A 24,323-nucleotide genomic window follows, 5' to 3' on the forward strand; every position below is an offset into this window, starting at 1 on the left:
CTGATGGCGGTGTGGGCCGTCGGCTCCGCCGTGGGCCTCGCCCTCGACGACCGGATCCTGGTGGGCGCCCCGATCTGGGCCAAACCCCTCAAGTTCGCCGTCTCGTTCGTCGGCTACGCCCTCAGCCTGGCCTGGATGATCTCGTTGGCCGTCGCGGCCCGCCCGCGCCTGCGCAGGCCCGCCTGGTGGGCCGGGACGGTCGTGGTCGCGACCAGCCTGGTGGAGATGCTGCTCATCACCGGCCAGGCGATCCGCGGCCGGCAGAGCCACTTCAACCAGCGGACCCCCTTCGACGAGCAGATCTACAGCGCCATGGCCAACACCGTCGTCGTCCTGTGGACGGCCACGCTCGTCATCGCCGTACTGCTCTTCCGCACCCGCGTGGTCGACCGGGCCACCACCTGGGCGATCCGGATCGCGACCGTCCTCGCCCTCACCGGGGCCGGACTCGGCTTCCTGATGGCCACTCCCACCGAGGAGCAGCTCGCGGTCGAGGACTCACCCGTACTGGGCGCCCACAGCGTGGGCGTGCCGGACGGAGGACCCGCCATGCCGCTCACCGGCTGGTCCACCACGGGCGGTGACCTGCGCGTCCCGCACTTCTTCGGCATGCACGCGCTCCAGCTGCTGCCCCTGCTCGTGCTCGTACTGGCCGCCCTCGCCGGACGCTTCGCACTGCTGCGCGGGGAGCGGGTGCGGGTCGGGCTGACCCTGGTGGCGTCCGGGGTCTACGCGGCCGCGTTCGCGCTGGTCACCTGGCAGGCACTGCGCGGCCAGGCGCTGGTCCACCCGGACGGGACGACCCTCGGCGCGGCCGCGGTGATCCTGGTCGGCGGCGTTCTAGGCGTGATCGCCGTCCTGCTCCTGGGCCGGGGGGCCGCCCCAGTGGAAGAGGGTCATGGCCACGCTGGTGGCGAGGTTGTAGCTGGAGACCTGGGGGCGCATCGGCAGGGAGACGAGGTGGTCGGCCCGGGCACGCAGCTCCGGTGAGATGCCGTGGCGTTCCGACCCGAAGGCGAGCAGGGCGTCGTCCGGGAGGGTGAGGGCGCGGATGTCCGTGCCCTCGGGGTCGAGGGCGTAGAGCGGCCCGGGCGGCAGCTCGTCCAGTGCGAGGCGCTCGACGGTGGTGGCGTAGTGCAGCCCGGCGCCGGCCCGGACCACGTTCGGGTGCCAGGGGTCGAGGTCTCCGCGGGTCACCACACCGGTGGCGCCGAAGCCGGCGGCGAGGCGGACGACGGCTCCGACGTTGCCGAGGTTGCGGGGGTTGTCGAGGACGACCACGGGCGCCGGCCGAGGCAGCCGCCCCAGCCCCGCGATGCCGGCCGCCCGGTCGGGCCGGACCGCGAGGGCCGCGACGCCGGTGGGGTGCACGCGGGGCAGCACCCCCTTGAGGTCGGCCCGCCGCGCGAGGCGCCCCACGGCGGCCTCGACATCCGGAGCCAGCTCGCGGGCCAGTGCCCGTACGGCGGCGGGATCCTCGGCGAGGACCATCCGCACATCGGCCCCGAACCGCAGCGCGTGCTTGAGCGCATGGAACCCGTCGAGCACGACGAGACCCCCCGCCTGCTCGGCCTCCCGCCACTCCAGCACCGTCTCGTCCATACCCCGACCCTACGGTCTGGGCGGACGCTGCCGGCCGCGCGGGCCTCCTCGCACCCGGACCCCGTGGAACGGCGCCGCGGGGCACCGTCAGCGCGGCCCCGGCACGGGCAGCGGCTCGGCGGCATCCGGCACGGGCTCCACCGCCTGCGCCCGCGGGCCCCGCGCGGCGACCCGTGCCCCCAGCCACACCAGGAAGCCCGTCGGCAGGAACACCGCGTCCGCGGCGATCATGGCCATGGAGAAGAACGGCAGCCCCAGCAGCACCGCGATCCCCGCGTGCTCCAGCATCATCAGCGCGAGCAGCACGTTCTTGATCCGCCGGTTGAACAGGGTGAACGGAAACGCCACCTGCACCGCGACCGTCCCGTACGACAGCAGCATCACCAGCGTCCCACTGCCCGCCACCAGCGCCGACAGCGCCGGCCACGGCGAGAAGTAGTCCAGCCCCAGCGGGTAGTACAGGGCCGTCCCGTCCTGCCACCGGGACCCCTGGATCTTGTACCAGCCCGCCGTCGCGTAGATCAGGCAGACCTCCACCATGATCACCAGCATGCCCGCGTTGTGCAGCAGGTTCGCCAGGACGTCCAGTGCCGCCCGCCCCTCGCCCTGCGGCTCGTAGCGGTCGACCATCCACCACAGTCCGCAGACCACCCACACCGCCGCGAACGCGGCCAGCCAGCCGAGGCCGAACCGCCCGGTCGCCGCGCCGAAGGCGAACACCGCGCCCAGCACGCCCCACAGCACCGGACCGGCCGCCCCGGCCGTTGCCGAGCCGTGCCTGCGGGCCCGGCGCGCGTCCAGCGACCACACCTGCGCGCACCGGGTCAGCACCAGGTAGACCGCCATCAGGTGGATGACGTTGTCCCCGCCGTCGCCCATGAACACGCTGCGGTTCTGCAGCGACAGCACTCCGACCATGAAGAGCACCGAGGTCGCCCGCGTCCGCCAGCCCAGCAGCAGTCCCAGGCTCGCCAGCACGGACACCGCGTAGACGAGCTCGAACCATAGGGCCGAGTCGGACCACATCAGCACCGTGAAGGCGTGGTTGGAGTCGATCAGCCGCTGCGCCAGTGCCCAGCTCCAGGGCCCGTCCGGCCCGTACAGCTCGGCCCGGTTCGGGAACTCGCGCAGCAGGAAGAAGAGCCAGGTCGCCGCGAAGCCGATGCGCACGACGGCGCTCTGGTACGGGCCCAGCGCCCGCCCGGTGACCTGCGCGGCCGCCCGGCCGGCCGCCGCGCGGGCGCGCTTCACACCGTCCACCACGGCAGCTCCCGGTAGTAGGTCTGGGTGTCGGTGGTCTCGGTGCTCCACTTCGGGGCGGGCACCGCCGTGGTCGCCGAGCGCAGCTGGATCCGCAGGAGCGTCCCGTCCGGGTGCCGGGGGGCGAGCCGGTTCACCGCGATCCGCCGGAGGTACTCCTCGGACAGCCGGCCGCGGTCGCCGTTCGGCTCGTTGTTCTCGTCGTGCGAGCCGGTGAAGAAGTCCCAGGCCCGGCGGAGCTCGTTCTGCCGGGTGTGGCTCGGCAGCAGGCTGTGCCGGATGGCCCGGGCGTCCTCGGCGCTCAGGTCGTACCAGGCGGTGGCGGCCACCTCGCCGTCCGGGCCGCGGACCTCCGCGCGCGCCTCCACCGCGATGTTCTGCTGCAGCGGGTTGGGGGCGAAGAGCTTCCAGTTCTGTTCGAACTCGGGGTAGATCCAGCCGTCGATCGTCTGGGCGTGCTGCTTGCTCAGCGTGTTGGTCGGGGCCACGTGCAGGAAGACGAATGCGAGGTGCGTACAGGCGGCCACCGCGATCGCCCCCAGCGCCAGGGCGGCCACGACCCGGTACGGGGTCGACAGGCCGGCTATTCCGGACGCTCGCGGGGGTGGCGGAGCGGCCCCTTCGGCGGGCTCGTGCTCGTTCGAATCCATCCCCACCCGATCGTCCGGCGTCCACAGGGTTGACCTCAGAGGTTGACACCCTACGGGCCGCCGTCTCACCATTGAAGCGAATGAACCGAACGATCGGTCGGTCGGGCGGACGGCGGACTCTCACAGGGGGCCGGAATGGTGGCAGTGACCCCGGAAACGGGGCCGGACACGGCCCTCGGGACAGACGGGACGGACGGGACAGGCATGACTGCTGACCTGGGCGCGCAGCTCGCGGCGGCATTCGACGCGGCCGTGGCGGCCGACGAGCGCGTGGAGCCGCGCGACTGGATGCCCGACGAATACCGCGCCTCCCTGGTGCGCCAGATGGCCCAGCACGCGCACTCCGAGATCATCGGCATGCAGCCCGAGGCCAACTGGATCACCCGCGCTCCCTCGCTGCGCCGCAAGGCGATCCTGATGGCCAAGGTGCAGGACGAGGCCGGCCACGGGCTGTACCTGTACAGCGCGGCCGAAACCCTCGGGACCAGCCGCGACGAGCTGCTCGACAAGCTCCACTCGGGCAAGCAGAAGTACTCCTCCATCTTCAACTACCCCACCCTGACCTGGGCGGACGTCGGCGCCATCGGCTGGCTCGTGGACGGCGCGGCGATCACCAACCAGGTGCCGATCTGCCGCTGCTCCTACGGGCCCTATGCGCGCGCCATGGTCCGGATCTGCAAGGAGGAGTCCTTCCACCAGCGCCAGGGGTACGAGCTGCTCCTCGCCCTCTCGCAGGGCACCGAGGCCCAGCACGCGATGGCCCAGGACGCGGTCGACCGCTGGTGGTGGCCGTCGCTGATGATGTTCGGCCCGCCGGACGACGAGTCGGCGCACTCGGCGCAGTCGATGGCCTGGCGCATCAAGCGGCACTCGAACGACGAGCTGCGCCAGCGGTTCGTGGACATCGCCGTCCCGCAGGCCGAGTCCCTCGGCCTGACCCTGCCCGACCCGGACCTCAAGTGGAACGAGGAGCGCGGGCACCACGACTTCGGCGCCATCGACTGGGCCGAGTTCTGGGACGTGCTCAAGGGCAACGGCCCCTGCAACGAGGAGCGGATCGGCCAGCGGCGCAGGGCCCACGAGGAAGGCGCCTGGGTACGCGACGCGGCCGCGGCCTACGCGCGGAAGCAGACGGCACAGCAAGCGGCACAGCAGGCGGCGAACCCCGCCGGCAAGAACGAGGAGGCACGGGTATGACGCAGAACTGGCCCCTGTGGGAGGTGTTCGTGCGCTCGCGCCGCGGCCTCTCGCACACGCACGCGGGAAGCCTGCACGCCCCCGACGCGGAGATGGCCCTGCGCAACGCCCGCGACCTCTACACCCGGCGCGGTGAGGGCATCTCCATCTGGGTGGTGCCCTCCACCGAGATCACCGCCTCCTCGCCGGACGAGCGGGACCCGTTCTTCGCGCCGTCCGCCGACAAGCCGTACCGGCACCCGACCTTCTACGACATCCCGGAGGGGGTGAGCCACCTGTGACCGGCACCGACACCACCGACACCGCCCGCCTCACCGGCGCCACCGCCGCGGCGGCGCTCGCGCTCGGCGACGACGCGCTGATCCTCTCCCACCGCCTCGGCGAATGGGCCGGGCACGCCCCCGTCCTGGAGGAGGAGGTCGCCCTCGCCAACATCGCGCTCGACCTGCTCGGCCAGGCCCGGATCCTGCTGTCCCTGGCCGGCGACGAGGACGAGCTGGCGTTCCTGCGCGAGGAGCGGTCCTTCCGCAACCTCCAGCTGGTCGAGCAGCCGAACGGCGACTTCGCCCACACCATCGCCCGGCAGCTCTACTTCTCCTTCTACCAGCACGAGGTCTACGGGGAGCTCGCCCGCGGGGACGGCCCCTTCGCGCCGCTGGCGGCCAAGGCCGTCAAGGAGACCGCCTACCACCGCGACCACGCCGAGCAGTGGACCCTGCGGCTCGGCGACGGAACCGAGGAGAGCCGCAGCCGCATGCGGGCCGCGCTCGACTCCCTGTGGAGGTTCACCGGCGAGATGTTCCAGCCGGTGGACGGCCTCGACGGGCTGGACCCGGCCGCCCTGGAGCAGCGCTGGCTCGCCGCGCTGACCGGCGTACTGGACCGGGCCGGCCTCGACCTGCCCCAGGGACCGCGCACCGGTGCCTGGGCGGCCGGCGCCGGACGGCAGGGCCTGCACACCGAGCCCTTCGGCCGGATGCTCGCCGAGATGCAGCACCTGCACCGCAGCCACCCGGGGGCGTCATGGTGACCGCCGACGCCGGAATGACCCGCCTGGAGGCGGAACTGGCCGCGCTGGCCGGCTCCGTCCCGGACCCGGAGCTGCCCGTGCTGACGCTCGGCGAGCTCGGCGTGGTGCGCGGGGTGCGGATGCACGAGGACGGCCACGCCGAGGTCACCCTCACCCCGACCTACACCGGCTGCCCGGCCATCGAGGCCATGTCCGCCGACATCGAACGGGCCCTGACCGGCCACGGCATCCCCGAGGTGCGGGTGACCACGGTGCTCGCCCCGGCCTGGTCGACCGACGACATCAGCGCCGAGGGCCGCCGCAAGCTCGCCGAGTTCGGCATCGCCCCGCCCCGCCCGCACGCCGCCGGCGGACCGGTCCCGCTGACCCTGTCGGTCCGGTGCCCGAACTGCGGATCGACCGACACCGAACTGCTCAGCCGCTTCTCCTCCACCGCATGCAAGGCGCTGCGCCGCTGCACCGCCTGCCGCGAACCGTTCGACCACTTCAAGGAGCTGTAGATGGCCGCCCCCCGCCACGGCGCGTTCCACCCGCTGACGGTGGCGGCAGTCGACCGGCTCACCGACGACTCGGTGGCACTGACCCTGCGCGTTCCCGAGGAGCTGCGCGAGGACTACCGGCACGCCCCCGGCCAGCACCTGACGCTGCGCCGCAGCGCCCCCGAGGGCGGTGCGGAGGTCCGCCGCACCTACTCGATCTGCTCCCCGGCACCGTCCGCGGACGGCCCGGGCCCGGCGTGGCTGCGGGTCGGGGTGCGCCTGGTGGAGGGCGGCGAGTTCTCCACCTTCGCGCACAAGGAGATCGTCGCGGGGGACGTGCTGGACGTCATGGTCCCGGCCGGGCGCTTCGTGCTGGACCCCGTCGCCGCCCCGGCCTCGGCGCACTATGCGGCGATCGTCGGCGGCAGCGGCATCACGCCGGTGCTGTCGATCGCCGCGAGCCTGCTGGCCGCCCGGCCCGACGCCCGTTTCTGCCTGGTGCGCAGCGACCGGACGGCGGCCTCGACGATGTTCCTGGAGGAGGTCGCCGACCTCAAGGACCGGTACCCGGCACGGTTCCAGCTGGTGACGGTGCTGTCCCGGGAGGAGCAGGAGTCCGGGCTGCCGTCCGGACGGCTGGACGAGGAGCGGCTGGCGGCCCTGCTGCCCGCGCTGCTCCCGGTGGCCGAGGTGACGGGCTGGTTCCTGTGCGGCCCGTACGGCCTGGTGCAGGGCGCGGAGAAGACCCTGGGCGCGCTCGGCGTCCCCCGCACCCGGGTGCACGAGGAGATCTTCCACGTCGAGGACACCGCGCCGGCGGTCCGCGCCGTCACCGGTGCGGCGCCCGCGCACGGGCGGGTGACCGCACGGCTCGACGGCCGTTCGGGCACCTGGCCGGTCCAGGACGGCGAGTCCCTGCTGGACGCCGTGCTGCGCAACCGCGCGGATGCCCCGTACGCCTGCAAGGGCGGGGTCTGCGGCACCTGCCGGGCGTTCGTGGTCTCGGGCGAGGTCCGCATGGAGCGGAACTTCGCGCTGGAGGCCGAGGAGACGGAGGCCGGATTCGTGCTGGCCTGCCAGTCGCACCCGGTCACGGAGGAAGTGGAGATCGACTTCGACCGCTGAGCGGGACGGCGTCCCTGCGGTCAGGCCCCTGTCCCCCGACAGGGGCCTGTCCATTTTCAAGAACCTGTTCTATCTTGACGCACCGTCAGACGCGACACCGTCAGACCCGAACGTGCGGGAGGACAGGCAGTGGACTTCACCTTCACCGAGGAGCAGCAGGCAGCCGTCGAGGCGGCCCGGGCCGTCTTCGCGGACGTCGCGGCCGACGGCGTGCCCAGCCCCGCGCTGACCCCGGGAGCCGTCGCCGACGACTTCGACCGCCCGCTGTGGGGCAGGCTCGCCGCCTCGGACCTGCTGGGCCTGGTCCTCGCCGAGGAGCACGGGGGAGCGGGCCTGGACGCGATAGCCCTGTGCCTGGTGCTCCGCGAGGCCGCCAGGGTGCTGGCGCGGGTCCCGCTGCTGGAGCACTGCGCCACCGCCATGGCCGTACAGGCCCACGGCAGCCCCGAACTGGCGGCCGCCCTGCTGCCCGGCGCCGGGCGCGGCACGCTCGTGCTCACCGCCGCCGCCCACGGGCGCTCCGGCCACGACCCGGCCGAACTGGCTGTCGTGGCCCGCCGCGACGGCGACGCGTGGATCCTGGAGGGCACCCAGACCGCCGTCCCCTGGGCGCACGGCGCGGACTGGATCGCCGTACCCGCCCACACGGGCGAGGGCGAGGCCGTCCTCGCGCTCGTACCGCGCACCGCCGAGGGCCTCGCCCTCGCCGAACAGGTCTCCACCAGCGGGGAACGCCTCGCCGAACTCGCCCTCGACGGCGTACGGGTGGCCGCGACGCACCTCATCGAGACCCCGGGGGCCTGGGAGCGGCTCCGCCAGCTCCTCGCCACCGGGACCTGCGCGCTGGCCCTCGGACTCGGCGAGAACGTCCTCACCATGACCAGTCAGTACACCGCCAAGCGCGAGCAGTTCGGCTTCCCGGTGGCCACGTTCCAGGCCGTCGCCGTCCAGGCCGCCGACCGGTACATCGACCTGCGCGCCATGGAGGTCACCCTGTGGCAGGCCGCCTGGCGGCTCGACGCCGCGACCGGTGGCGCCGGCGGTCCCCTGCCGAGCTCCGGTGATGTCGCGGTCGCCAAGATCTGGGCCTCGGAGGGCGTGCGCCGGGTCGTGCAGACCGCACAGCACCTGCACGGCGGTTTCGGCGCCGACACCGATTACCCGCTGCACCGCTACCACGCCTGGGCCAAGCAGCTGGAGCTCCAGCTGGGCCCGGCCGCCGCGCACGAGGAGGCCCTGGGCGACCTGCTGGCCGCCCACCCCCTCGCCTGACGTCCAGGGCGGAAGAGACGGCCTAGAGAACGAAGGCCGGGTTCCCGTTGTCCGTCACCATCGGGCGCCCGGCACCGTCCCAGGCCTGCATCCCGCCGTCGACGTTCACGGCGTCGATCTCCTGGCGCACCAGGTACTGGGTGACCTGCGCGGAACGCCCGCCGACCCGGCACATCACATACACCCGGCGGCCGTCCTCGACAGCTTCGGTCAGCTCACCGAAGCGGGCCACGAAGTCGCTCATCGGGATGTGCAGGGCACCCTCGACGTGGCCGGCCGCCCATTCGTCGTCCTCACGGACGTCGAGGACAAAGCCTTCGGAGGGCACCGCGGCGGCGTCCACCGAGGGAAGCGGTCCGAAGTTCATAGCTGTCGCCTTCTCTCTTCACGGATCTGCTGACAACCTATCCGACCACCCGGTACGGGCAGACCGGGCTCACTCGGCGGCGAGCGCCTCGGCCAGCTCCGCCTCGCGCTCGGACACCTGCGCGAGCAGCTGCTCCGCGATCTCCTCCAGCAGCCGGTCGGGGTCCTCGGGCGCCATCCGCAGCATCGACCCGATCGCGCTCTCCTCCAGCTCCGACGCGACGAGCGACAACAGCTCCTTGCGGCGGGCCAGCCACTCCAGCCGCGCGTACAGCTCCTCGCTCTCGCCCGGCGCCGTGGCCTCGGGCGCCGGTCCGGCCGCCCACTCCTCGGCCAGCTCGCGCAGCAGCCGCTCGTCACCCCGCCCGTAGGCCGCGTTGACCCGCGCGATGAAGGCGTCGCGCCGCTCGCGCTCGGCCTCCTCCTGGGCGAGGTCGGGGTGGGCCTGCCGGACCAGCTCGCGGTAGAGGCGCCGCACCTCCTCCGAGGGCCGCACGCGCTCCGGCGGCCGCACGGGCCGGTCGGTCAGCATCGCGGAGGCGTCGTCGGAGATCCCGTCCGAGCCCAGCCAGTCGTGGAACAGCTCCTCCACCCCGGGCATCGGCATGACCAGCGCGCGCGCTTCCTTCGCCCGCCGCAGATCGTCGGGATCGCCGCTGCGGGACGCCTTCGCCTCGGCGATCAGCGCATCCAGCTCGTCGAGCCTCGTGTACATGGGGCCGAGCTTCTGGTGGTGCAGGCGGGAGAAGTTCTCCACCTCGACCCGGAAGGTCTCCACCGCGATCTCGAACTCGATCAGCGCCTGCTCGGCGGCTCGTACGGCCCGCTCCAGGCGCGCCTCGGGGCGCTCCTCGGTGTGCTCCTCCGTGCGCTCCCCGCCGGTGACGGAGGAGTCACCGGAATCACCGGGGACTGTCTGCTCAGGCTGCTCGGTCTGCTCGCTCACCCGGCCAGCCTACGGCCCGTCCGCGCGGGCGGTGTTTCACGTGAAACACCGCCCGCCGCGACACGGCCCACAGCCGCTGCGGCACGGCCGGCAGGACCCTGGCAGGACCCCGGTCGGACGCTGGCCAGACCCCGGTCAGACCCCCGTCTCCGCCGCGATCCGGCCGCTCCGCACGGCCGCCACCAGGTCCGCGTGATCGGCCTCGGTGCGGTCGGCGTAGGCCACGGCGAAGGCCGCCATCGCCACGTCCAGCTCGTCGTTCTTGCCGCAGTACCCGGCCAGCAGCCGCGGGTCGACGCTGTGCGCGTGCGCCCGGGCCAGCAGGGCTCCGGTCATGCGCCCGTAGTCGTCGATCTGGTTCGCGGCCAGCGCCGCCGGATCCACGCTGCCCTTGCGGTTGCGGAACTGCCGCACCTGGAAGGGGCGGCCCTCCACCGTGGTCCAGCCGAGCATGATGTCGGAGACCACCTGCATCCGCTTCTGCCCGGCCACCACCCGGCGGCCCTCGTGCTCCTCGGGCTCGGAGACGAAGCCCAGCCCGGACAGGTGCGGCAGCAGCACCGAGGGGCGGGCCTCCTTGACCTGGAGGACCAGCGGTTCGCCCCGGTGGTCCACCAGCAGGACCACGTACGAGCGCGTGCCCACGCTCCCGGTGCCCACCACGCGGAAGGCCACGTCCTGGATCGCGTACCGGGCCAGCAGCGGCAGCCGGTCGCCCTGGAGCGTGTGGAGGTAGGGGCCCAGCGAGGCCGCCACGGCCGCGGCCTCCGCGTCCCCGACCCGGCGCAGCACGGGCAGTGCGTCGACGAAGCGGCGGCCGCCGTCCGGCCCTATCACCGTGGACTTGGCGGCGAACCGGGCGGAGGTGTTGTTGCGGGCCTTCTCGGAGACCCGCTCCAGCGTGCCCAGCAGATCGCGGGCGTCGGCGTGCGAGACCAGTTCCTCGTCGGCGATGGCGTTCCACGCGTCGAGAGCGGGCAGCTTCGCCAGGAGCCGCAGGGTGCGCCGGTAGGCGCCCACCGAGTCCAGGGCGGCCGCCCGGCAGGTGTCCTCGTCGGCGCCCGCCACCCGGCCGGCCAGCACCAGCGAGGCCGCCAGCCGCTTCACGTCCCACTCCCACGGGCCGAACACGGTCTCGTCGAAGTCGTTGAGGTCGATGACGAGCCGCCCGCGCGCGTCCCCGTACAGACCGAAGTTCGCCGCGTGCGCGTCGCCGCAGATCTGCGCGCCGACCCCGGTCACCGGACCACCGGACAGGTCGTGGGCCATCAGCCCGGCCGCCCCGCGCAGGAACGCGAAGGGGTTCGCGGCCATCCGGCCCACTCTTATCGGGGTGAGCTCGGCGACCCGCCCGGCGTTGGACTCCTCCACCGCGCGCACCGCGTCCGGCCGGTCGGCCGGCGCCGTGAAGGCGGCGTGCGCCGTCCTCGGCAGGCGGGCGCGCAGCGCCTTGCCCGCCTCCTTCGGGGAGTCGGTCTCCACTCTCGGCGCGAACCCCGCCACGTCCGGAATCCGCTGACCCGCTACCGCCGTCATCGACGCCGCCCCCACCCGTTCACTTCATGGATCTCTGTCCGAACGGGCTGACCGTATCTACAGCCCGGCGTCCCTGGCCAGCAACGCCGCCTGGACCCGGTTCTCGCAGTCCAGCTTCGCCAGGATCCGGCTCACGTACGTCTTCACGGTCGCCTCGCTCATGTGCAGCCGCCGGCCCGCGTCCGCATTGGACAGACCCTCGCCCAGCAGCGCCAGCACACCGCGCTCACGCTCGCTCAGCTCCGCGACCCGGCGCCGGGCCACCTCACCGCGCGCGGCGGCCTTCCCGGACGCGAGCTGGTCCACCACGTGCCGGGTCGCCCCCGGTGAGAGGTAGGCGTCCCCGGCGGCGGCCGCCCGGACCGCACCGATCAGCTCGCCCGGAGCGGAGTCCTTCAGCAGGAATCCCGCGCCGCCCTCGCCCAGCGCCCGCAGCACGTTCTCCTTCTCCCCGAAGGTGGTCAGGATCAGCGCCCGCACCTCCACCGCGGCCCGCCGCAGTTCCCCCAGCGCGGTCAGCCCGTCCATCACCGGCATCTGGATGTCGAGCAGCATCACGTCGGGCGTGTGCGAGCGGGCCAAGTCCACCGCCTCCCTGCCGTTGGCCGCCTCCGCGACGACCTCGATGTCCGGCGCCGAGGTCAGGATCATCCTGATCCCGGCCCGGATCAGTGGCTCGTCATCGGCGATCACCACTCTGATCACTTCGGCTGTCACCCCGCGCTCCTACTGCTTGACCTCGTACTCCTGCTTTTCCACGAGCTTGCCGTCCTGGAAGCAGAACCGGAAGATCCGGTCCGTTCCCAGGGCGCTCGGCTGGTTCTCGGCCAGCAGGGCCAGACAGTCCGAGCCCGCCGGCCTCGGCGGCCCCTTGCGGGCGGCCCCGGCGGTCATGAAGTTCTCCCCGGTCGGCAGCCGGTCGCGGACGGACTGCTCCGAGTCGCCCACGTGCACGGCGTCGAACTCGTCCCGGTCGATCATCGCGTCGCTCGCCGAGTCCAGCAGCAGCACCACTCCGGCGCCGAACACGATCACCAGCAGCACCACCGCGGCGAACGCGATCCCGCAGCCCATCGCGACACCGCCGGAGCGGCTGGGCATGCGGACGGCCAGCTCCCGGTCCACCGCCTCCCAGTCCATCGGCTGCTCGCCGCCGCGTCCCGGCAGCGGGCCGCGTGCGTACGCCTGCGTCTGCTGCCCGAAGTCGTCGGCCACGTCCACCACGCCGGCCGGCTCCGCCCCGTACGGCAGGACCCCGGCCACCCGGAACCCACCGGCGTCGGCGGGGCCCGCGTGCACCATCCCGCCGACCAGCCGGGCCCGCTCGCGCAGTCCCGTCAGGCCCTGCCCGCCCGAGACCACCCCGTCGGCCGACGGGCCGGGCGACGGCCCGTTGGCGATCTCCACCACCAGCGAGTCGTCCTCGAACCGCAGCTCCACCGTGATCGGCGCCCCCGGAGCGTGCTTGTACGCGTTCGTCAGGGCCTCCTGCACGATCCGGTACGCGGCGTGGTCGCACGCCGCGACCAGCGGCCTGGGCCGGCCCGACGCGGTCAGCCGTACGTCGGTGCCCGAGCCCCGCGCCGCCTCCACGAGCCCCGCGATGCCGGCCACCCCGCGCGCCGCGGGCTGGGCCTCCTCCACCGGAGGGGGCGCCTCGACCCCGTCGCGCAGGATGCCGACGACCTCGCGCAGCTCGTGCATCGCGGCCACCGATGCCTGCCGCAGCACCCCCACCGCCTCGCGCTGGCGGTCGGTGAGCTGCGGATCCACCTCCAGTGCCCCGGTGTGCACGGAGATCAGGGCCAGCTGGTGCCCCAGGCTGTCGTGCATGTCCTGGGCGATGCGCTGGCGCTCGCGCAGCCTCGCCTGCCCGGCGACCATGGCCCGCTCGCGCAGCAGTTGGCCGTTGCGCTCCTGGAGCGCCCGCAGCAGGGTGCGGCGCTGCGACCAGTACCGGCTGGCCAAACCCGGCATCACGGTCGTCGCCAGGAACATCAGCGTGGAGAACACGATCACGAGCAGGGGCTGCATCTGCGACCGCTGGTCCACGACGCTGCAGCCGATCGCCGCCACGAAGGCCAGCGTGAAGGCGGCCAGCGCCCGGCCCACCCCGACGATCCGCCGCCCGGCGGACCAGCCGAGCAGGGGCAGGACGAAGAAGGCCCCGGGCAGGAAGGTGACCACCCCGGAGGCGAGGACGAGCGTGCTCCCCGGAAGCCTGCGGCGCATCAGCGTCACCACCACCGCGGCCACGGCGCCGAACAGCATGCGCCGTCCGGAGGCTCCGCTGACCTCCTCGACGCCCAGGCCGAGTATGGCCAGTACGCCGCCGAGCGCCAGGTCCCCCGCCAGCATCCGCCGCGTCCACGGCTCCGGGCCCTTCAGCCAGTCCCAGCCGGCACGCGTCTTCGCCTTCGCATCCACCCGCCCGACCCTAGACACCGGCAGCGCGCCCCGGCCGCCCTCTTTCGTCGCGGCCCGCACGACGAAAGTCGGACGGCCACTGCGACATCGGCCACGTACGCGCCGCCGACACCCGTATACGTGTCCTGGATCACTCCTGGCCGGAAAGCACCGGAAAGAAGGGGGGAGATACGAGGGAGTGGGGAGAAACACGAAACGGCCGCCACCGCTTTCGCGATGACGACCGTTTCGTCGATGTGGGCGAGGGGGGATTTGAACCCCCACGTCCCGAAGGACACTGGCACCTGAAGCCAGCGCGTCTGCCGTTCCGCCACTCGCCCGAGCGGCGCCCCAGTGGATCTTCCCTTTCGGGCCGTTCCCCTGGCGACGTCGAAACATTAGCACGGAGAACGGGGTGGATTCACATCGCTTTCCCGGCACCCCCGCACCCCGGTACGGACGGCCCCTCCCGCACTCCGCTCCTGGTGCGGGACACTGTCTCCGGGGCGCCCCTACGATCGCTTGTGAGGACCAACACTCGTCCTCACAGGTGCGATGGGGAACCACCGGAATCCGCCACGCGTGGATACGATCAGTAAGCAGTACAGGGCGACAGCGACGGAGGAGGTGCCCCATGGGAGTTCTGAAGCGGTTCGAGCAGCGACTCGAAGGTCTGGTGAACGGCACCTTCGCCAAGGTGTTCAAGTCCGAGGTCCAGCCGGTGGAGATCGCCGGAGCCCTCCAGCGGGAGTGCGACAACAACGCCACCATCTGGAACCGTGAGCGGACCGTCGTCCCCAACGACTTCATCGTCGAGCTCAGCGCCGGTGACTACGACCGGCTGAGCCCCTACTCCGGGCAGCTCGGCGACGAGCTCGCGGGCCTCGTCCGCGACTACGCCAAGCAGCAGCGGTACAGCTTCATGGGCCCCATCAAGGTCCACCTGGAGAAGGCCGACGACCTCGACACCGGGCTCTACCGGGTCCGCAGCCGCACCCTCGCCTCCAGCACCTCCCAGCCGCAGGCAGGGCCGCCGTCCCCACAGGGCGGCTACGGCTACCCGCCGGAGAACCAGCCGCAGGGCGGCTACGGCTATCCGCCGGTCGCCGCCCCGCCCATGCCCAGCGCCCCGCCTCCCGGCGGACCCGGCGCGCGGCGGCCCGCCCCCGGCGGACCCGCCGGAGTCGCCCCCGTGGCGAACTCGGGAGGCCCCCGGCGCCACTGGATCGAGATCAACGGCACCCGCCACCAGATCTCGCGTCCCACGCTCGTACTCGGCCGAAGCACGGAAGCCGACGTGCGGATCGACGATCCCGGCGTATCCCGCCGGCACTGTGAGATCCGGACCGGAACGCCCTCGACGATCCAGGATCTCGGGTCCACCAACGGCATCGTGGTGGACGGGCAGCACACCACCCGCGCTACGCTCCGCGACGGCTCGCGGATCGTCGTGGGCAGCACCACCATCATTTACCGGCAAGCCGAAGGGTGAAGCGGGGGCAATGTCAGAGCTGACCCTGACGGTCATGCGGTTGGGTTTCCTGGCCGTTCTGTGGCTGTTCGTCATCGTGGCCGTTCAGGTCATCCGCAGCGATCTCTTCGGGACGCGCGTGACCCAGCGCGGGTCCCGTCGCGGCGGCGGCGGCGCCGGTGGCGCCCCGCAGCAGGCGGGCCGCCAGGCCACGCCTCCACAGCAGCGCCAGCGCCGCGGCGCACCCACCAAGCTCGTCGTCTCCGAGGGCATCCTCACCGGAACCACGGTGGCCCTCGCCGGACAGACGATCACGCTGGGCCGCGCGCACGACTCCACGATCGTGCTGGACGACGACTACGCGTCCAGCCGCCATGCCAGGATCTACCCCGACCGTGACGGTCAGTGGATCGTCGAGGATCTCGGGTCCACCAACGGCACGTATCTCGACCGGACCCGGCTGACCACCCCGACGCCCATTCCGCCGGGCGCACCGATCCGCATCGGCAAGACCGTCATCGAGCTGCGGAAGTAGTACGAGAATGAGCGAGCGGAGCGAGCGCGCGGCGGCGATCCGTCCCACCGAGGACACGGACCCGAGCGCGCTCCCGACCGGAGGGTGGGCAGTGTGGCTCGAGACCGGTTGTACCCGGAGGCAGCTTCGTCGACAGGGCAGGTGCGCATGAGTCTGTCCTTGCGGTTCGCCGCCGGATCACACAAGGGCATGATCCGCGAAGGGAACGAGGACTCCGGCTACGCCGGTCCCCGGCTCCTCGCGATCGCCGACGGCATGGGAGGCCAGGCCGCCGGCGAGGTCGCGAGCTCCGAGGTGATCTCCACGCTCGTGCAGCTCGACGACGACGTCCCGGGCTCCGACATCCTCACCTCCCTCGCCACGGCCGTGCAGCGTGCCAACGACCAGCTGCGCGTCATGGTCGAGGAGGACCCCCAGCTCGAGGGCATGGGCACCACGCTCACCGCCCTGCTGTGGACCGGCCAGCGCCTCGGCCTCGTCCATGTCGGCGACTCCCGCGCCTACCTGCTCCGCGACGGCGTCCTCACCCAGATCACCCAGGACCACACCTGGGTGCAGCGCCTCGTCGACGAGGGGCGCATCACGGAGGAGGAAGCCACCACCCACCCGCAGCGCTCCCTGCTGATGCGCGCGCTGGGCAGTGGCGACATCGTCGAACCCGACCTCTCCATCCGTGAGGTCCGGGCCGGCGACCGCTACCTGATCTGCTCCGACGGGCTCTCGGGCGTCGTCTCCCACCAGACCCTGGAAGAGACCCTCGCGGACTACCACGGTCCCCGCGAGACCGTGCAGTCCCTGATCCAGCTGGCGCTGCGCGGCGGCGGACCCGACAACATCACCTGCATCGTCGCCGACGTGCTCGACACCGACAGCGGCGACACCCTCGCCGCCCAGGTCAACGACACCCCGGTGGTCGTCGGCGCGGTCGCCGAGAACCAGCACCAGCTCTTCGACGGCGGCAACGCCATGCAGACCCCGGCCGGCCGGGCCTCGGGCCTCGGCCGCCAGTCCCCGCCCCCCGGCGCCTTCGGGCCCCCCGGCAGCGGAGAGGCCCCGGGCTACGGGTACTCCGAGCAGGGCCAGGGCGGCAACGGCTACGGCACCTTCGGCGAGGCCGACGCCTACGACGGCGACTCCGCCTACGAGGACACGTACGACCACCCCCGCAGGCGCCGCAGCAAAGGGCGCAAGTGGACCACCCGTACGCTGACCCTGCTCATCGTGGCCGGTGTCATCGGCGGCGGCCTCTACGCGGGCTGGCGCTGGACCCAGACCCAGTTCTACGTGGGCGTGAAGGGCGAGCACGTGGCCCTGTTCCGCGGCATCAGCCCGAAGCTGGGGCCGCTGGAGCTCTCCAAGGTGGAGACCGATCGCCCCGACATCGAACTGAAGTACCTGCCGCCCTTCAAGCGGAAGCTGGTCGAAGCCACCATCAGTGAGGGCAGCCTCGACGCCGCACGCAAGAAGCTCGACGATCTGGGGGTCCAGGTCTCCGCGTGCAAGAAGGACGAGGAACGCCGGAACGCCGAGGCGCAGAACAGCCCGACACCCGCCCCCAGCCTGACTCCCGAAGAGCAGCAGCTGGTCGGGCTGTGCGGCAAGTAGTAGAGATACGCGGGCACAGGGGGCCTGCCACACCATGAGCGTTGTCACCAACACGACCACCATCGGCGCCATCGAGCTGCCGAGCAGGCGCAACACCGAGCTCCTGCTGCTCGGCTTCGCCGTGCTCATCCCGATGTTCGCCTACGCCAACGTGGGCCTCGCGATCAACGGCACCCTGCCCCCCGGCATGGTGCTCTACGGCCTGGGCCTCGGCGCCCTCGCCGGGATCGCGCACCTCGTCGTGCGCCGGTACGCCAAGTACGCCGACCCGCTGCTGCTGCCGCTGGCCACGCTCCTCAACGGGCTGGGCCTCGTCCTGATCTGGCGCCTGGACCAGTCCGAGCGCCTGCAGAACCTCGCCAAGCGGTCCTTCGGCGCGTTCTCCCCCTCCGCGCCCCGCCAGATGATGTACACGGCGCTCGCCATCGCCCTGTTCGCCGCCGTCCTGCTGATCCTCAAGGACCACCGCGTCCTGCAGAGGTTCACGTACATCTCGATGGCCGGCGCCCTGATCCTGCTGATCCTGCCCGTCGTCCCGGGCCTCGGCGCCGACGTCTTCGGCGCCAAGATCTGGATCAGCGTGGGCGGCTTCTCCATCCAGCCCGGTGAGTTCGCGAAGATCGTCATCGCGATCTTCTTCGCCGGCTACCTGATGGTGAAGCGCGACGCGCTCGCACTGGCCAGCCGCCGCTTCATGGGCCTCTACCTGCCGCGCGGCCGCGACCTCGGCCCGATCCTGATGATCTGGGCGATGAGCCTGCTGGTCCTCGTCTTCGAGAACGACCTCGGCACCTCGCTGCTCTTCTTCGGCATGTTCGTGATCATGCTGTACGTGGCCACCGAGCGCACCAGCTGGATCGTCATCGGCCTGCTGATGTCGGTCGGCGGCGCCGTGGTCGTCGCCAGCTTCGCGAGCCACGTCAAGGCCCGTGTCACCGCCTGGCTCGACCCCTTCGCCTGCTACGCCACCTCGGGCGCCTGCGAGCAGGTCGGCCAGTCGATCATGAGCTTCGGTTCCGGCGGCGTCCTCGGCGCCGGCTGGGGCCAGGGCAATTCCGACCTCATCGGCTTCGCCGCCAACTCCGACTTCATCTTCTCGACCGTCGGCGAAGAACTCGGCCTCGCCGGGGTGATGGCCTTCCTCCTGCTCTACGGGCTCATCATCGAGCGGGGTGTCCGCACCGCCCTCGCCGCCCGCGACCCCTTCGGCAAGCTCTTCGCCATCGGCCTCTCCGGCGCCTTCGCGCTCCAGATCTTCGTGGTCGCCGGCGGCGTCATGGGCCTCATCCCCCTCACCGGCATGACGATGCCCTTCCTCGCGTCCGGCGGCTCCTCCGTCCTCGCGAACTGGATCCTCATCGCCATCCTCATCCGGATCAGCGACACCGCACGCCGCCCCGCACCGGCTCCCGCCCCGTCCCCCGACTCCGAGATGACCCAGGTGGTCCGTCCGTCATGAACAAGCCCCTGCGCCGCATCTCGCTGTTCTGCGGGCTGCTCGTCCTCGCGCTGCTGATCCGCACCAACTGGCTGCAGTACGTGCAGGCCGAGGAGCTCAGCACCCGCAAGGAGAACCGCCGGGTCCAGATCGCCCAGTACGCGACCGAGCGCGGCAACATCATCGTCAAGGGCGAGCCGATCACCGGCTCCGCGGTCACCGACGGCAGCGACTACAAGTTCAAGCGCACCTACCTGGACGGCCCGCTGTGGTCGCCCGTCACCGGGTACGCCTCGCAGGCCTTCGGCGCCACCCAGCTCGAATCGCTCGAGGACGGCATCCTCACCGGCAACGACGACCGGCTGTTCTTCGACCGCACCATCGGCATGTTCACCGGGGAGAAGAAGCAGGGCGGCAACGTCGTCACCACGCTCAACCCCGACGCGCAGAAGGCCGCCTTCAAGGAGCTCGGCGAGAAGAAGGGCGCGGTCGCCGCCATCGACCCGCGCACCGGCGCGATCCTGGCCCTGGTCTCCACCCCCTCGTACGACCCCTCCACCTTCGCGGGCAATTCCACGGCGGACGGCAAGGCCTGGAACGAGCTGAAGGACAGCGAGGACAAGAAGCTCGTCAACCGCGCCCTGCGCGAGACCTATCCGCCGGGCTCCACCTTCAAGGTGGTCACCGCGGCCGCGGCCCTGGAGCACGGCGTCGTCAAGAACATCGACGACCCGACGGACACCCCCGAGCCGTACATCCTGCCCGGCACCCAGACCAAGCTGCCCAACTCCCACACCGGATGCGAGAAGGCCAGCCTCAACGAGGCCCTGCGGATCTCCTGCAACTCCGTCTTCGCCCACATGGGCGACAAGGTCACCCGCGACAAGATGGTGGAGACCGCGGAGAAGTTCGGCTTCAACAACGACAAGATCGACATCCCGGTCCGCGCCTTCGCCAGCATCTACGACAAGAAGATGGGCAAGGACGGCAACGCCCAGAGCGCCATCGGCCAGTTCAACACGGCGGCCACCCCGCTCCAGATGGCCATGGTCACCGCCGCGATCGCCAACGACGGCAAGCTGATGAAGCCGTACATGGTCGACCACCTCACGGCCCCCAACCTGGACATCATCGAGAAGCACGAGCCGCAGGAGATGAGCCGGCCCCTCTCCGCCGCCAACGCGCAGAAGGTCCAGGAGATGATGGTCAACGTCGTCGAGAAGGGCACCGGCACCAACGCCAAGATCAAGGACGTGAAGGTCGGCGGCAAGACCGGTACGGCGCAGCACGGCGAGGGCAACAAGAAGCGCCCCTACGCCTGGTTCATCTCCTACGCCGAGAACCCGGACGGCACCTCGCCCGTCGCCGTCGCCGTCGTCATCGAGGACAGCGAGGGCACCGCCCGCGACGACATCAGCGGTGGCGGTCTCGCCGCCCCCGTCGCCCAGGCGGTCATGAAGGCAGTGCTCAACAGCCAGGGGTGACCGAACAGGGACGGGCCGGAGCGGAGTGACGCACATCACTGAACTCCGCCCCGATCGGAGCGTACGGTACCGGTCCAGTATCAGCCTGTGGCCACGAACCGATCACGGACGATCGGCCGGTAGCCTTTGCGCGAACAGCACACCGCCGGACCACACACAGGTGCGGTCGGGACTGACGGAGAGGGCTGCAACGTTATGGAAGAGCCGCGTCGCCTCGGCGGCCGGTACGAGCTGAGCCACGTGCTCGGCCGTGGTGGCATGGCCGAGGTCTACCTCGCCCACGACACCCGGCTCGGCCGTACCGTCGCCGTCAAGACCCTGCGTGCCGATCTCGCCCGTGACCCGTCCTTCCAGGCCCGGTTCCGGCGCGAGGCCCAGTCGGCCGCGTCGCTGAACCACCCGGCGATCGTCGCGGTCTACGACACCGGCGAGGACTACGTCGACAACATCTCCATCCCGTACATCGTGATGGAGTACGTCGACGGTTCCACGCTGCGCGAGCTGCTGCACTCGGGCCGCAAGCTGCTGCCCGAGCGCACCCTGGAAATGTGCATCGGCATCCTCCAGGCCCTCGAGTACTCGCACCGCGCCGGCATCGTGCACCGCGACATCAAGCCCGCCAACGTGATGCTGACGCGTACCGGCCAGGTCAAGGTCATGGACTTCGGCATCGCCCGCGCCATGGGCGACTCCGGTATGACCATGACGCAGACGGCCGCCGTCATCGGCACCGCCCAGTACCTCTCGCCCGAGCAGGCCAAGGGCGAGCAGGTCGACGCGCGCTCCGACCTCTACTCCGCGGGCTGCCTGCTCTACGAGCTGCTCAGCGTCCGGCCCCCCTTCGTCGGCGACTCCCCCGTGGCCGTCGCCTACCAGCACGTACGGGAAGAGCCGCAGCCGCCGTCGAACTTCGACCCCGAGATCACGCCCGAGATGGACGCCATCGTCCTCAAGGCGCTGGTCAAGGACCCCGATTACCGCTACCAGTCGGCCGACGAGATGCGGGCCGACATCGAGGCCTGCCTCGACGGCCAGCCCGTCGCCGCCACCGCCAGCATGGGCGCGGCCGGCTACGGCTATCCCGACCAGGGTCACGGCTACGGGCACCAGGGCTACGACCAGCCCACCACCGCCCTGCGCACCACCGACCCCGGCGGCCAGACGTCGATGATGCCGCCGATGCCCCCGGGCGACGGCGGATACGGCTACGGCGACCAGGGCCACGGCGGTTACGACCAGGGCTCCGGCCGCCGCCAGAAGAAGAGCAAGGCGTCCACCGTGCTGCTCGTGGCGGCGGGCATCCTCGTGCTCGTCGGCGCGATCCTCATCGGCCGCGCCCTCTTCGGCGAGGGCGCAGACAACCGGCCCTCCGTGCCCACGCTGGTCGGCCAGACCCTCGAACGGGCGCAGAAGAGCGGTGACGCCGTCGGCCTCAAGGTGGTCAAGGGCGCCGACGAGCCGTGCGACAACCAGCCCAAGGGCAACGTCTGCAAGCAGAACCCCGCGCCCGACGAGAAGGTCGCGGACGGCTCCACGGTCACGGTGACGATCTCCACGGGCGCGCCCAAGATCCCGGTCCTGAACGTGCTGAGCCTCAGCTTCGACGAGGCGGAGAAGCAGCTGAAGGAGAAGGGCTTCCAGGTCGAGCGCAAGGCCCAGGAGTCCGACCGCCCGGCCGGGACCGTGCTGGAGCAGGACCCGAAGAGCGGCACCGAGGCGGAGAAGAACAGCGTCGTCAAGCTGACCGTCGCCAAGGAGATCTCCAAGGCCGAGGTCCCCGACCTCAAGGGCAAGAAGAAGGACGAGGCGGCCAAGGCCCTCACGGACGCCAAGCTCCGGCTCGGCAGCGTGACGGAGATCGACTCCCCCGGAGCCGTACCGGGCACGGTCGTCGAGCAGCAGATCCAGCCGGGCCAGCAGCTCGAAGTGGGCAAGACGGTGGGCATCACCATCGCCAAGGCCTCGACGCAGACCGCCGTACCGAACTTCGCCGGCCGCACGGTGGGCCAGTACAAGGACGAGCTGCGGCGCGCCAACCTCAAGGTCGGCATCGTCGTCGGTCCCTCGGACGACAACGCGATCGTGCTGGGTACCGACCCGCAGCCGGGCACCCCGGTCAACTCGGGCCAGGCCGTGAACCTCATCACGGCCGGCGGCGGCCAGCAGCAGGGCGGCAACAACAACGGCGGCGGCTTCGGCGGCCTGGTCCGCAACAACTAACGCGGCCCGCCGACGCGGCGACCGCTCGGGGCGACTTTGCTCGGGGCGACCGCACGGCGGAAAAGGTCCGGCCCCTCCCCGTTCGCGGGTGAGGGGCCGGACCTTTTGGCGCTGTGCGGCCGTCTGCGGCCCCGGACGGGGCTCATGCGCCTCCGGGGGCCTCGTGGGGCTCAGGAGGCGTCAGGAGCGCCTCCAGGCGCCTTCCGCGGGGCCGGCTGCGCCCGGTCAGCGCAGCTCGGCCGGCGGCGTCCGCTTCGCGTCCACCTTCTCCGTCCGGACCAGCTCGCCCCACACGATGTACCGGTACTTCGAGGTGTAAACCGGGGTGCAGGTGGTGAGCGTGATGTACCGGCCGGGGGCGGTCCTCCCGGAGTCCTTGGGGACCGCGTTGATCACGTCGGTGTTGTACTTCGAGGTCTGGCGCAGCTCCGCGAAGACCTTGTAGACGTACCAGTTGTCGCGGGTCTCGAAGACGATCGCGTCGCCGCTGCGCACCTTGTCGATGTTGTGGAACTTCGCCCCGTGGCCGTCCCGGTGCGCGGCGAGCGCGAAGTTGCCCTTCTCGTCCCACGGCAGCGCCGACTTGACCGGCTGCGTGTAGTAGCCGGCCACACCGTCGTCGAGGGTGTCCGGGTCGGTCCCCGCCTTGACGAGCACCTCGCCGTTCTTCATCGCGGGCACGTGCAGGAAGCCGACGCCGCCCCGGGTGTCCAGCGCCCCCGGTCCCGCGGCCTGCTCGGGTGCCTGCCACTGCTGGCGGATCTCGTCCCCGCGGGCCGACGCCTGCCGGTCGGCGAGCACGTTCGTCCACCACAGGGAGTAGGCCACGAACAGGCCCAGCACCAGGCCCACCGTGATCAGGACCTCGCCCAGCAGGCTCAGGAATCCGGCGAGCACACTGCGGTTGCCGACGGGCGGGGCCGCGGCGCGGCGGCTGGCACGAGACACTGCTGATTCGTCCTTAACTGGTCAGCGCGGGCGGCGGGCCCTGGCTGCGGGGGCGTTCATCGGTCATCCTGCCCCATACGATCATCCGGTAGGTGCTGGTGAACTCCGGGGTGCAGGTGGTCAGCGTGATGTACCGGCCCGCGGATGTGAATCCCGATCCCTCCGGCACCGGTTTGATGACCGCCACGTTCGTCGGCGGGGTCTGCGCGAGCGACGAGGTCATCTCGTACGTGTAGTAGGCGTCCCGGGTCTCGACCACCACGGGGTCCCCGGGCACCAGCCGGTTGATGTAGCGGAACGGCTCGCCGTGGGTGTTGCGGTGTCCGGCCACCGCGAAGTTGCCCTCTTTGTCGGCCGGCATCGCCGTCTTCAGCGCGCCCTCGCCGTAGTGCCCGACCATGCCCCGGTCCAGCACCTTCGGCTTGCTGATGCCCTCCGCCACCGGGACCTTCACGTCCAGTTTCGGGATGTGCAGGATGGCGAAGCCCTGGCCGGGTTCGAAGGCCGTCACGGGCGGCGCGGCGGCCCCGGCGGTGCCCGGGTCCCGTTCCCAGGTCTGGCGCAGCGAGCCGGCGGCGCCGTTCGCCACCCGCTCCGCCAGGAGGTTCGTGTACCAGAGCTGGTAGGCGACGAACAGCAGCATCACCAGGCCGAGCGTGATGAACAGCTCTCCGCCCAGCCGGCTCGCGATGACCACCGGGCCGCCCGAGGCCGGCCGCCTGCGCCGCCGCCCGCCCCGTCGCCGGGTGCGTC

At 71.7% G+C, this 24,323-nt stretch carries 21 protein-coding genes, 1 tRNA gene and 2 pseudogenes; 13 read left to right on the forward strand and 11 right to left on the reverse strand.

Features of this window, described 5'->3' with window-relative positions; translation table 11 throughout:
* Nucleotides 1–3: 3 nt before the first annotated feature.
* Nucleotides 4–885, forward strand: a pseudogene (locus B6R96_RS38165) (hypothetical protein); the annotation flags it as partial.
* On the opposite strand, the gene B6R96_RS17765 reads toward B6R96_RS38165, so the two are convergent.
* The 3 genes from B6R96_RS17765 to B6R96_RS17775 all read right to left on the reverse strand — a co-directional run bounded on the left by B6R96_RS17765 (nucleotide 841) and on the right by B6R96_RS17775 (nucleotide 3,512).
* A complete protein-coding gene (locus tag B6R96_RS17765) occupies nucleotides 841–1,602 on the reverse strand; it encodes a TrmH family RNA methyltransferase (protein ID WP_081522942.1) in 762 nt (253 codons plus the stop codon). The pseudogene B6R96_RS38165 and the gene B6R96_RS17765 overlap by 45 nt on opposite strands.
* An 87-nt stretch (nucleotides 1,603–1,689) precedes the next feature.
* Nucleotides 1,690–2,865, reverse strand: coding sequence for an HTTM domain-containing protein (locus B6R96_RS17770; protein WP_107475534.1), 1,176 nt, complete (start codon nucleotides 2,863–2,865; stop codon nucleotides 1,690–1,692).
* Nucleotides 2,850–3,512 (reverse strand): DUF5819 family protein, encoded by a 663-nt coding sequence (locus tag B6R96_RS17775; protein ID WP_237291446.1) that lies wholly within the window; start codon nucleotides 3,510–3,512, stop codon nucleotides 2,850–2,852. The genes B6R96_RS17770 and B6R96_RS17775 overlap by 16 nt, the downstream gene beginning before the upstream one ends.
* Before the next feature lie 135 nt (nucleotides 3,513–3,647).
* Here B6R96_RS17775 and paaA point away from each other — a divergent pair, with 135 nt between their 5' ends.
* The 6 genes from paaA (at nucleotide 3,648) to B6R96_RS17805 (ending at nucleotide 8,615) form a co-directional block, all read left to right on the forward strand.
* A complete protein-coding gene (gene paaA, locus B6R96_RS17780) occupies nucleotides 3,648–4,709 on the forward strand; it encodes a 1,2-phenylacetyl-CoA epoxidase subunit PaaA (protein WP_078626047.1) in 1,062 nt (353 codons plus the stop codon).
* Nucleotides 4,706–4,990 (forward strand): 1,2-phenylacetyl-CoA epoxidase subunit PaaB, encoded by a 285-nt coding sequence (paaB, locus tag B6R96_RS17785; RefSeq protein WP_030009045.1) that lies wholly within the window; start codon nucleotides 4,706–4,708, stop codon nucleotides 4,988–4,990. The genes paaA and paaB overlap by 4 nt, the downstream gene beginning before the upstream one ends.
* A complete protein-coding gene (gene paaC, locus B6R96_RS17790) occupies nucleotides 4,987–5,739 on the forward strand; it encodes a 1,2-phenylacetyl-CoA epoxidase subunit PaaC (RefSeq protein ID WP_081522943.1) in 753 nt (250 codons plus the stop codon). Before paaB ends, paaC begins: the two co-directional genes overlap by 4 nt.
* Entirely contained in the window at nucleotides 5,733–6,239 is a 507-nt protein-coding gene (paaD, locus tag B6R96_RS17795; protein ID WP_030383863.1) for a 1,2-phenylacetyl-CoA epoxidase subunit PaaD, read from the forward strand. The genes paaC and paaD overlap by 7 nt, the downstream gene beginning before the upstream one ends.
* Nucleotides 6,240–7,343 carry a 2Fe-2S iron-sulfur cluster-binding protein gene (locus B6R96_RS17800; RefSeq protein ID WP_030383864.1) on the forward strand — a complete coding sequence of 368 codons (1,104 nt, stop codon included), beginning with the start codon at nucleotides 6,240–6,242 and terminating at the stop codon, nucleotides 7,341–7,343. It begins immediately after the preceding gene.
* Between the two features lie 129 nt (nucleotides 7,344–7,472).
* Nucleotides 7,473–8,615, forward strand: coding sequence for an acyl-CoA dehydrogenase family protein (locus B6R96_RS17805; RefSeq protein ID WP_030383865.1), 1,143 nt, complete (start codon nucleotides 7,473–7,475; stop codon nucleotides 8,613–8,615).
* A 22-nt stretch (nucleotides 8,616–8,637) separates the two neighbouring features.
* Here the strand turns inward: B6R96_RS17805 and B6R96_RS17810 are convergent, their stop codons facing one another.
* From B6R96_RS17810 to B6R96_RS17835, 6 genes are all read right to left on the reverse strand, one after another.
* Complete coding sequence (locus tag B6R96_RS17810) at nucleotides 8,638–8,982, reverse strand: rhodanese-like domain-containing protein (protein WP_030383866.1); 345 nt, start codon at nucleotides 8,980–8,982, stop codon at nucleotides 8,638–8,640.
* Nucleotides 8,983–9,051: 69 nt separating this feature from the next.
* Nucleotides 9,052–9,813, reverse strand: a complete 762-nt coding sequence (locus B6R96_RS17815; RefSeq protein ID WP_106977409.1) for a J domain-containing protein — start codon at nucleotides 9,811–9,813, stop codon at nucleotides 9,052–9,054.
* A 249-nt stretch (nucleotides 9,814–10,062) separates the two neighbouring features.
* Nucleotides 10,063–11,463: a DUF2252 domain-containing protein gene (locus tag B6R96_RS17820; protein ID WP_081522944.1), complete on the reverse strand. Its 1,401-nt coding sequence runs from the start codon at nucleotides 11,461–11,463 to the stop codon at nucleotides 10,063–10,065.
* Nucleotides 11,464–11,520: 57 nt separating this feature from the next.
* Entirely contained in the window at nucleotides 11,521–12,180 is a 660-nt protein-coding gene (locus B6R96_RS17825) for a response regulator (protein ID WP_081522945.1), read from the reverse strand.
* A gap of 9 nt (nucleotides 12,181–12,189) precedes the next feature.
* On the reverse strand, nucleotides 12,190–13,890 hold the full coding sequence (locus B6R96_RS17830) for a sensor histidine kinase (protein WP_081522946.1): 1,701 nt from the start codon (nucleotides 13,888–13,890) through the stop codon (nucleotides 12,190–12,192).
* A gap of 237 nt (nucleotides 13,891–14,127) precedes the next feature.
* Nucleotides 14,128–14,210 (reverse strand) — tRNA-Leu (locus B6R96_RS17835).
* A 293-nt stretch (nucleotides 14,211–14,503) separates the two neighbouring features.
* On the opposite strand from B6R96_RS17835, the gene B6R96_RS17840 reads away from it, so the two are divergent.
* The 6 genes from B6R96_RS17840 to pknB all read left to right on the forward strand — a co-directional run bounded on the left by B6R96_RS17840 (nucleotide 14,504) and on the right by pknB (nucleotide 22,622).
* Nucleotides 14,504–15,361: an FhaA domain-containing protein gene (locus B6R96_RS17840; protein ID WP_053167394.1), complete on the forward strand. Its 858-nt coding sequence runs from the start codon at nucleotides 14,504–14,506 to the stop codon at nucleotides 15,359–15,361.
* Between the two features lie 10 nt (nucleotides 15,362–15,371).
* Nucleotides 15,372–15,875: an FHA domain-containing protein FhaB/FipA gene (locus B6R96_RS17845; protein ID WP_030013067.1), complete on the forward strand. Its 504-nt coding sequence runs from the start codon at nucleotides 15,372–15,374 to the stop codon at nucleotides 15,873–15,875.
* Nucleotides 15,876–16,022: 147 nt separating this feature from the next.
* The gene (locus B6R96_RS17850; RefSeq protein ID WP_030383872.1) at nucleotides 16,023–17,480 is read left to right on the forward strand and encodes a PP2C family protein-serine/threonine phosphatase; all 1,458 of its coding nucleotides are present in this window, start codon (nucleotides 16,023–16,025) and stop codon (nucleotides 17,478–17,480) included.
* A 34-nt stretch (nucleotides 17,481–17,514) separates the two neighbouring features.
* Nucleotides 17,515–18,939 (forward strand): FtsW/RodA/SpoVE family cell cycle protein, encoded by a 1,425-nt coding sequence (locus B6R96_RS17855; protein ID WP_053701213.1) that lies wholly within the window; start codon nucleotides 17,515–17,517, stop codon nucleotides 18,937–18,939.
* Entirely contained in the window at nucleotides 18,936–20,402 is a 1,467-nt protein-coding gene (locus B6R96_RS17860) for a peptidoglycan D,D-transpeptidase FtsI family protein (RefSeq protein WP_079405560.1), read from the forward strand. Before B6R96_RS17855 ends, B6R96_RS17860 begins: the two co-directional genes overlap by 4 nt.
* Before the next feature lie 195 nt (nucleotides 20,403–20,597).
* On the forward strand, nucleotides 20,598–22,622 hold the full coding sequence (gene pknB / locus B6R96_RS17870; protein ID WP_081522947.1) for a Stk1 family PASTA domain-containing Ser/Thr kinase: 2,025 nt from the start codon (nucleotides 20,598–20,600) through the stop codon (nucleotides 22,620–22,622).
* A gap of 225 nt (nucleotides 22,623–22,847) precedes the next feature.
* On the opposite strand, the gene B6R96_RS17875 is transcribed toward pknB, so the two are convergent.
* Both B6R96_RS17875 and B6R96_RS17880 read right to left on the reverse strand, forming a co-directional pair.
* The gene (locus tag B6R96_RS17875) at nucleotides 22,848–23,570 is read right to left on the reverse strand and encodes a class E sortase (protein ID WP_053701216.1); all 723 of its coding nucleotides are present in this window, start codon (nucleotides 23,568–23,570) and stop codon (nucleotides 22,848–22,850) included.
* Nucleotides 23,571–23,583: 13 nt separating this feature from the next.
* Nucleotides 23,584–24,264: pseudogene (locus B6R96_RS17880) on the reverse strand (class E sortase); the annotation flags it as partial.
* Between the last annotated feature and the right edge of the window lie 59 nt (nucleotides 24,265–24,323).

Source organism: Streptomyces sp. Sge12 (genome assembly GCF_002080455.1).
Lineage (GTDB): Bacteria > Actinomycetota > Actinomycetes > Streptomycetales > Streptomycetaceae > Streptomyces.

Excerpts from the sequence above, each read along its gene's own strand:
- paaB (WP_030009045.1), top strand. The coding sequence starts at position 4,706 with ATGACGCAGAACTGGCCCCTGTGGGAGGTGTTCGTGCGCTCGCGCCGC.
- B6R96_RS17860 (WP_079405560.1), top strand. The coding sequence starts at position 18,936 with ATGAACAAGCCCCTGCGCCGCATCTCGCTGTTCTGCGGGCTGCTCGTC.
- B6R96_RS17810 (WP_030383866.1), bottom strand. The coding sequence starts at position 8,982 with ATGAACTTCGGACCGCTTCCCTCGGTGGACGCCGCCGCGGTGCCCTCC.
- B6R96_RS17775 (WP_237291446.1), bottom strand. The coding sequence starts at position 3,512 with ATGGATTCGAACGAGCACGAGCCCGCCGAAGGGGCCGCTCCGCCACCC.
- pknB (WP_081522947.1), top strand. The coding sequence starts at position 20,598 with ATGGAAGAGCCGCGTCGCCTCGGCGGCCGGTACGAGCTGAGCCACGTG.
- paaD (WP_030383863.1), top strand. The coding sequence starts at position 5,733 with ATGGTGACCGCCGACGCCGGAATGACCCGCCTGGAGGCGGAACTGGCC.
- B6R96_RS17820 (WP_081522944.1), bottom strand. The coding sequence starts at position 11,463 with ATGACGGCGGTAGCGGGTCAGCGGATTCCGGACGTGGCGGGGTTCGCG.
- B6R96_RS17850 (WP_030383872.1), top strand. The coding sequence starts at position 16,023 with ATGAGTCTGTCCTTGCGGTTCGCCGCCGGATCACACAAGGGCATGATC.
- B6R96_RS17845 (WP_030013067.1), top strand. The coding sequence starts at position 15,372 with ATGTCAGAGCTGACCCTGACGGTCATGCGGTTGGGTTTCCTGGCCGTT.
- paaA (WP_078626047.1), top strand. The coding sequence starts at position 3,648 with ATGGTGGCAGTGACCCCGGAAACGGGGCCGGACACGGCCCTCGGGACA.
- B6R96_RS17840 (WP_053167394.1), top strand. The coding sequence starts at position 14,504 with ATGGGAGTTCTGAAGCGGTTCGAGCAGCGACTCGAAGGTCTGGTGAAC.
- B6R96_RS17855 (WP_053701213.1), top strand. The coding sequence starts at position 17,515 with ATGAGCGTTGTCACCAACACGACCACCATCGGCGCCATCGAGCTGCCG.
- B6R96_RS17800 (WP_030383864.1), top strand. The coding sequence starts at position 6,240 with ATGGCCGCCCCCCGCCACGGCGCGTTCCACCCGCTGACGGTGGCGGCA.
- B6R96_RS17765 (WP_081522942.1), bottom strand. The coding sequence starts at position 1,602 with ATGGACGAGACGGTGCTGGAGTGGCGGGAGGCCGAGCAGGCGGGGGGT.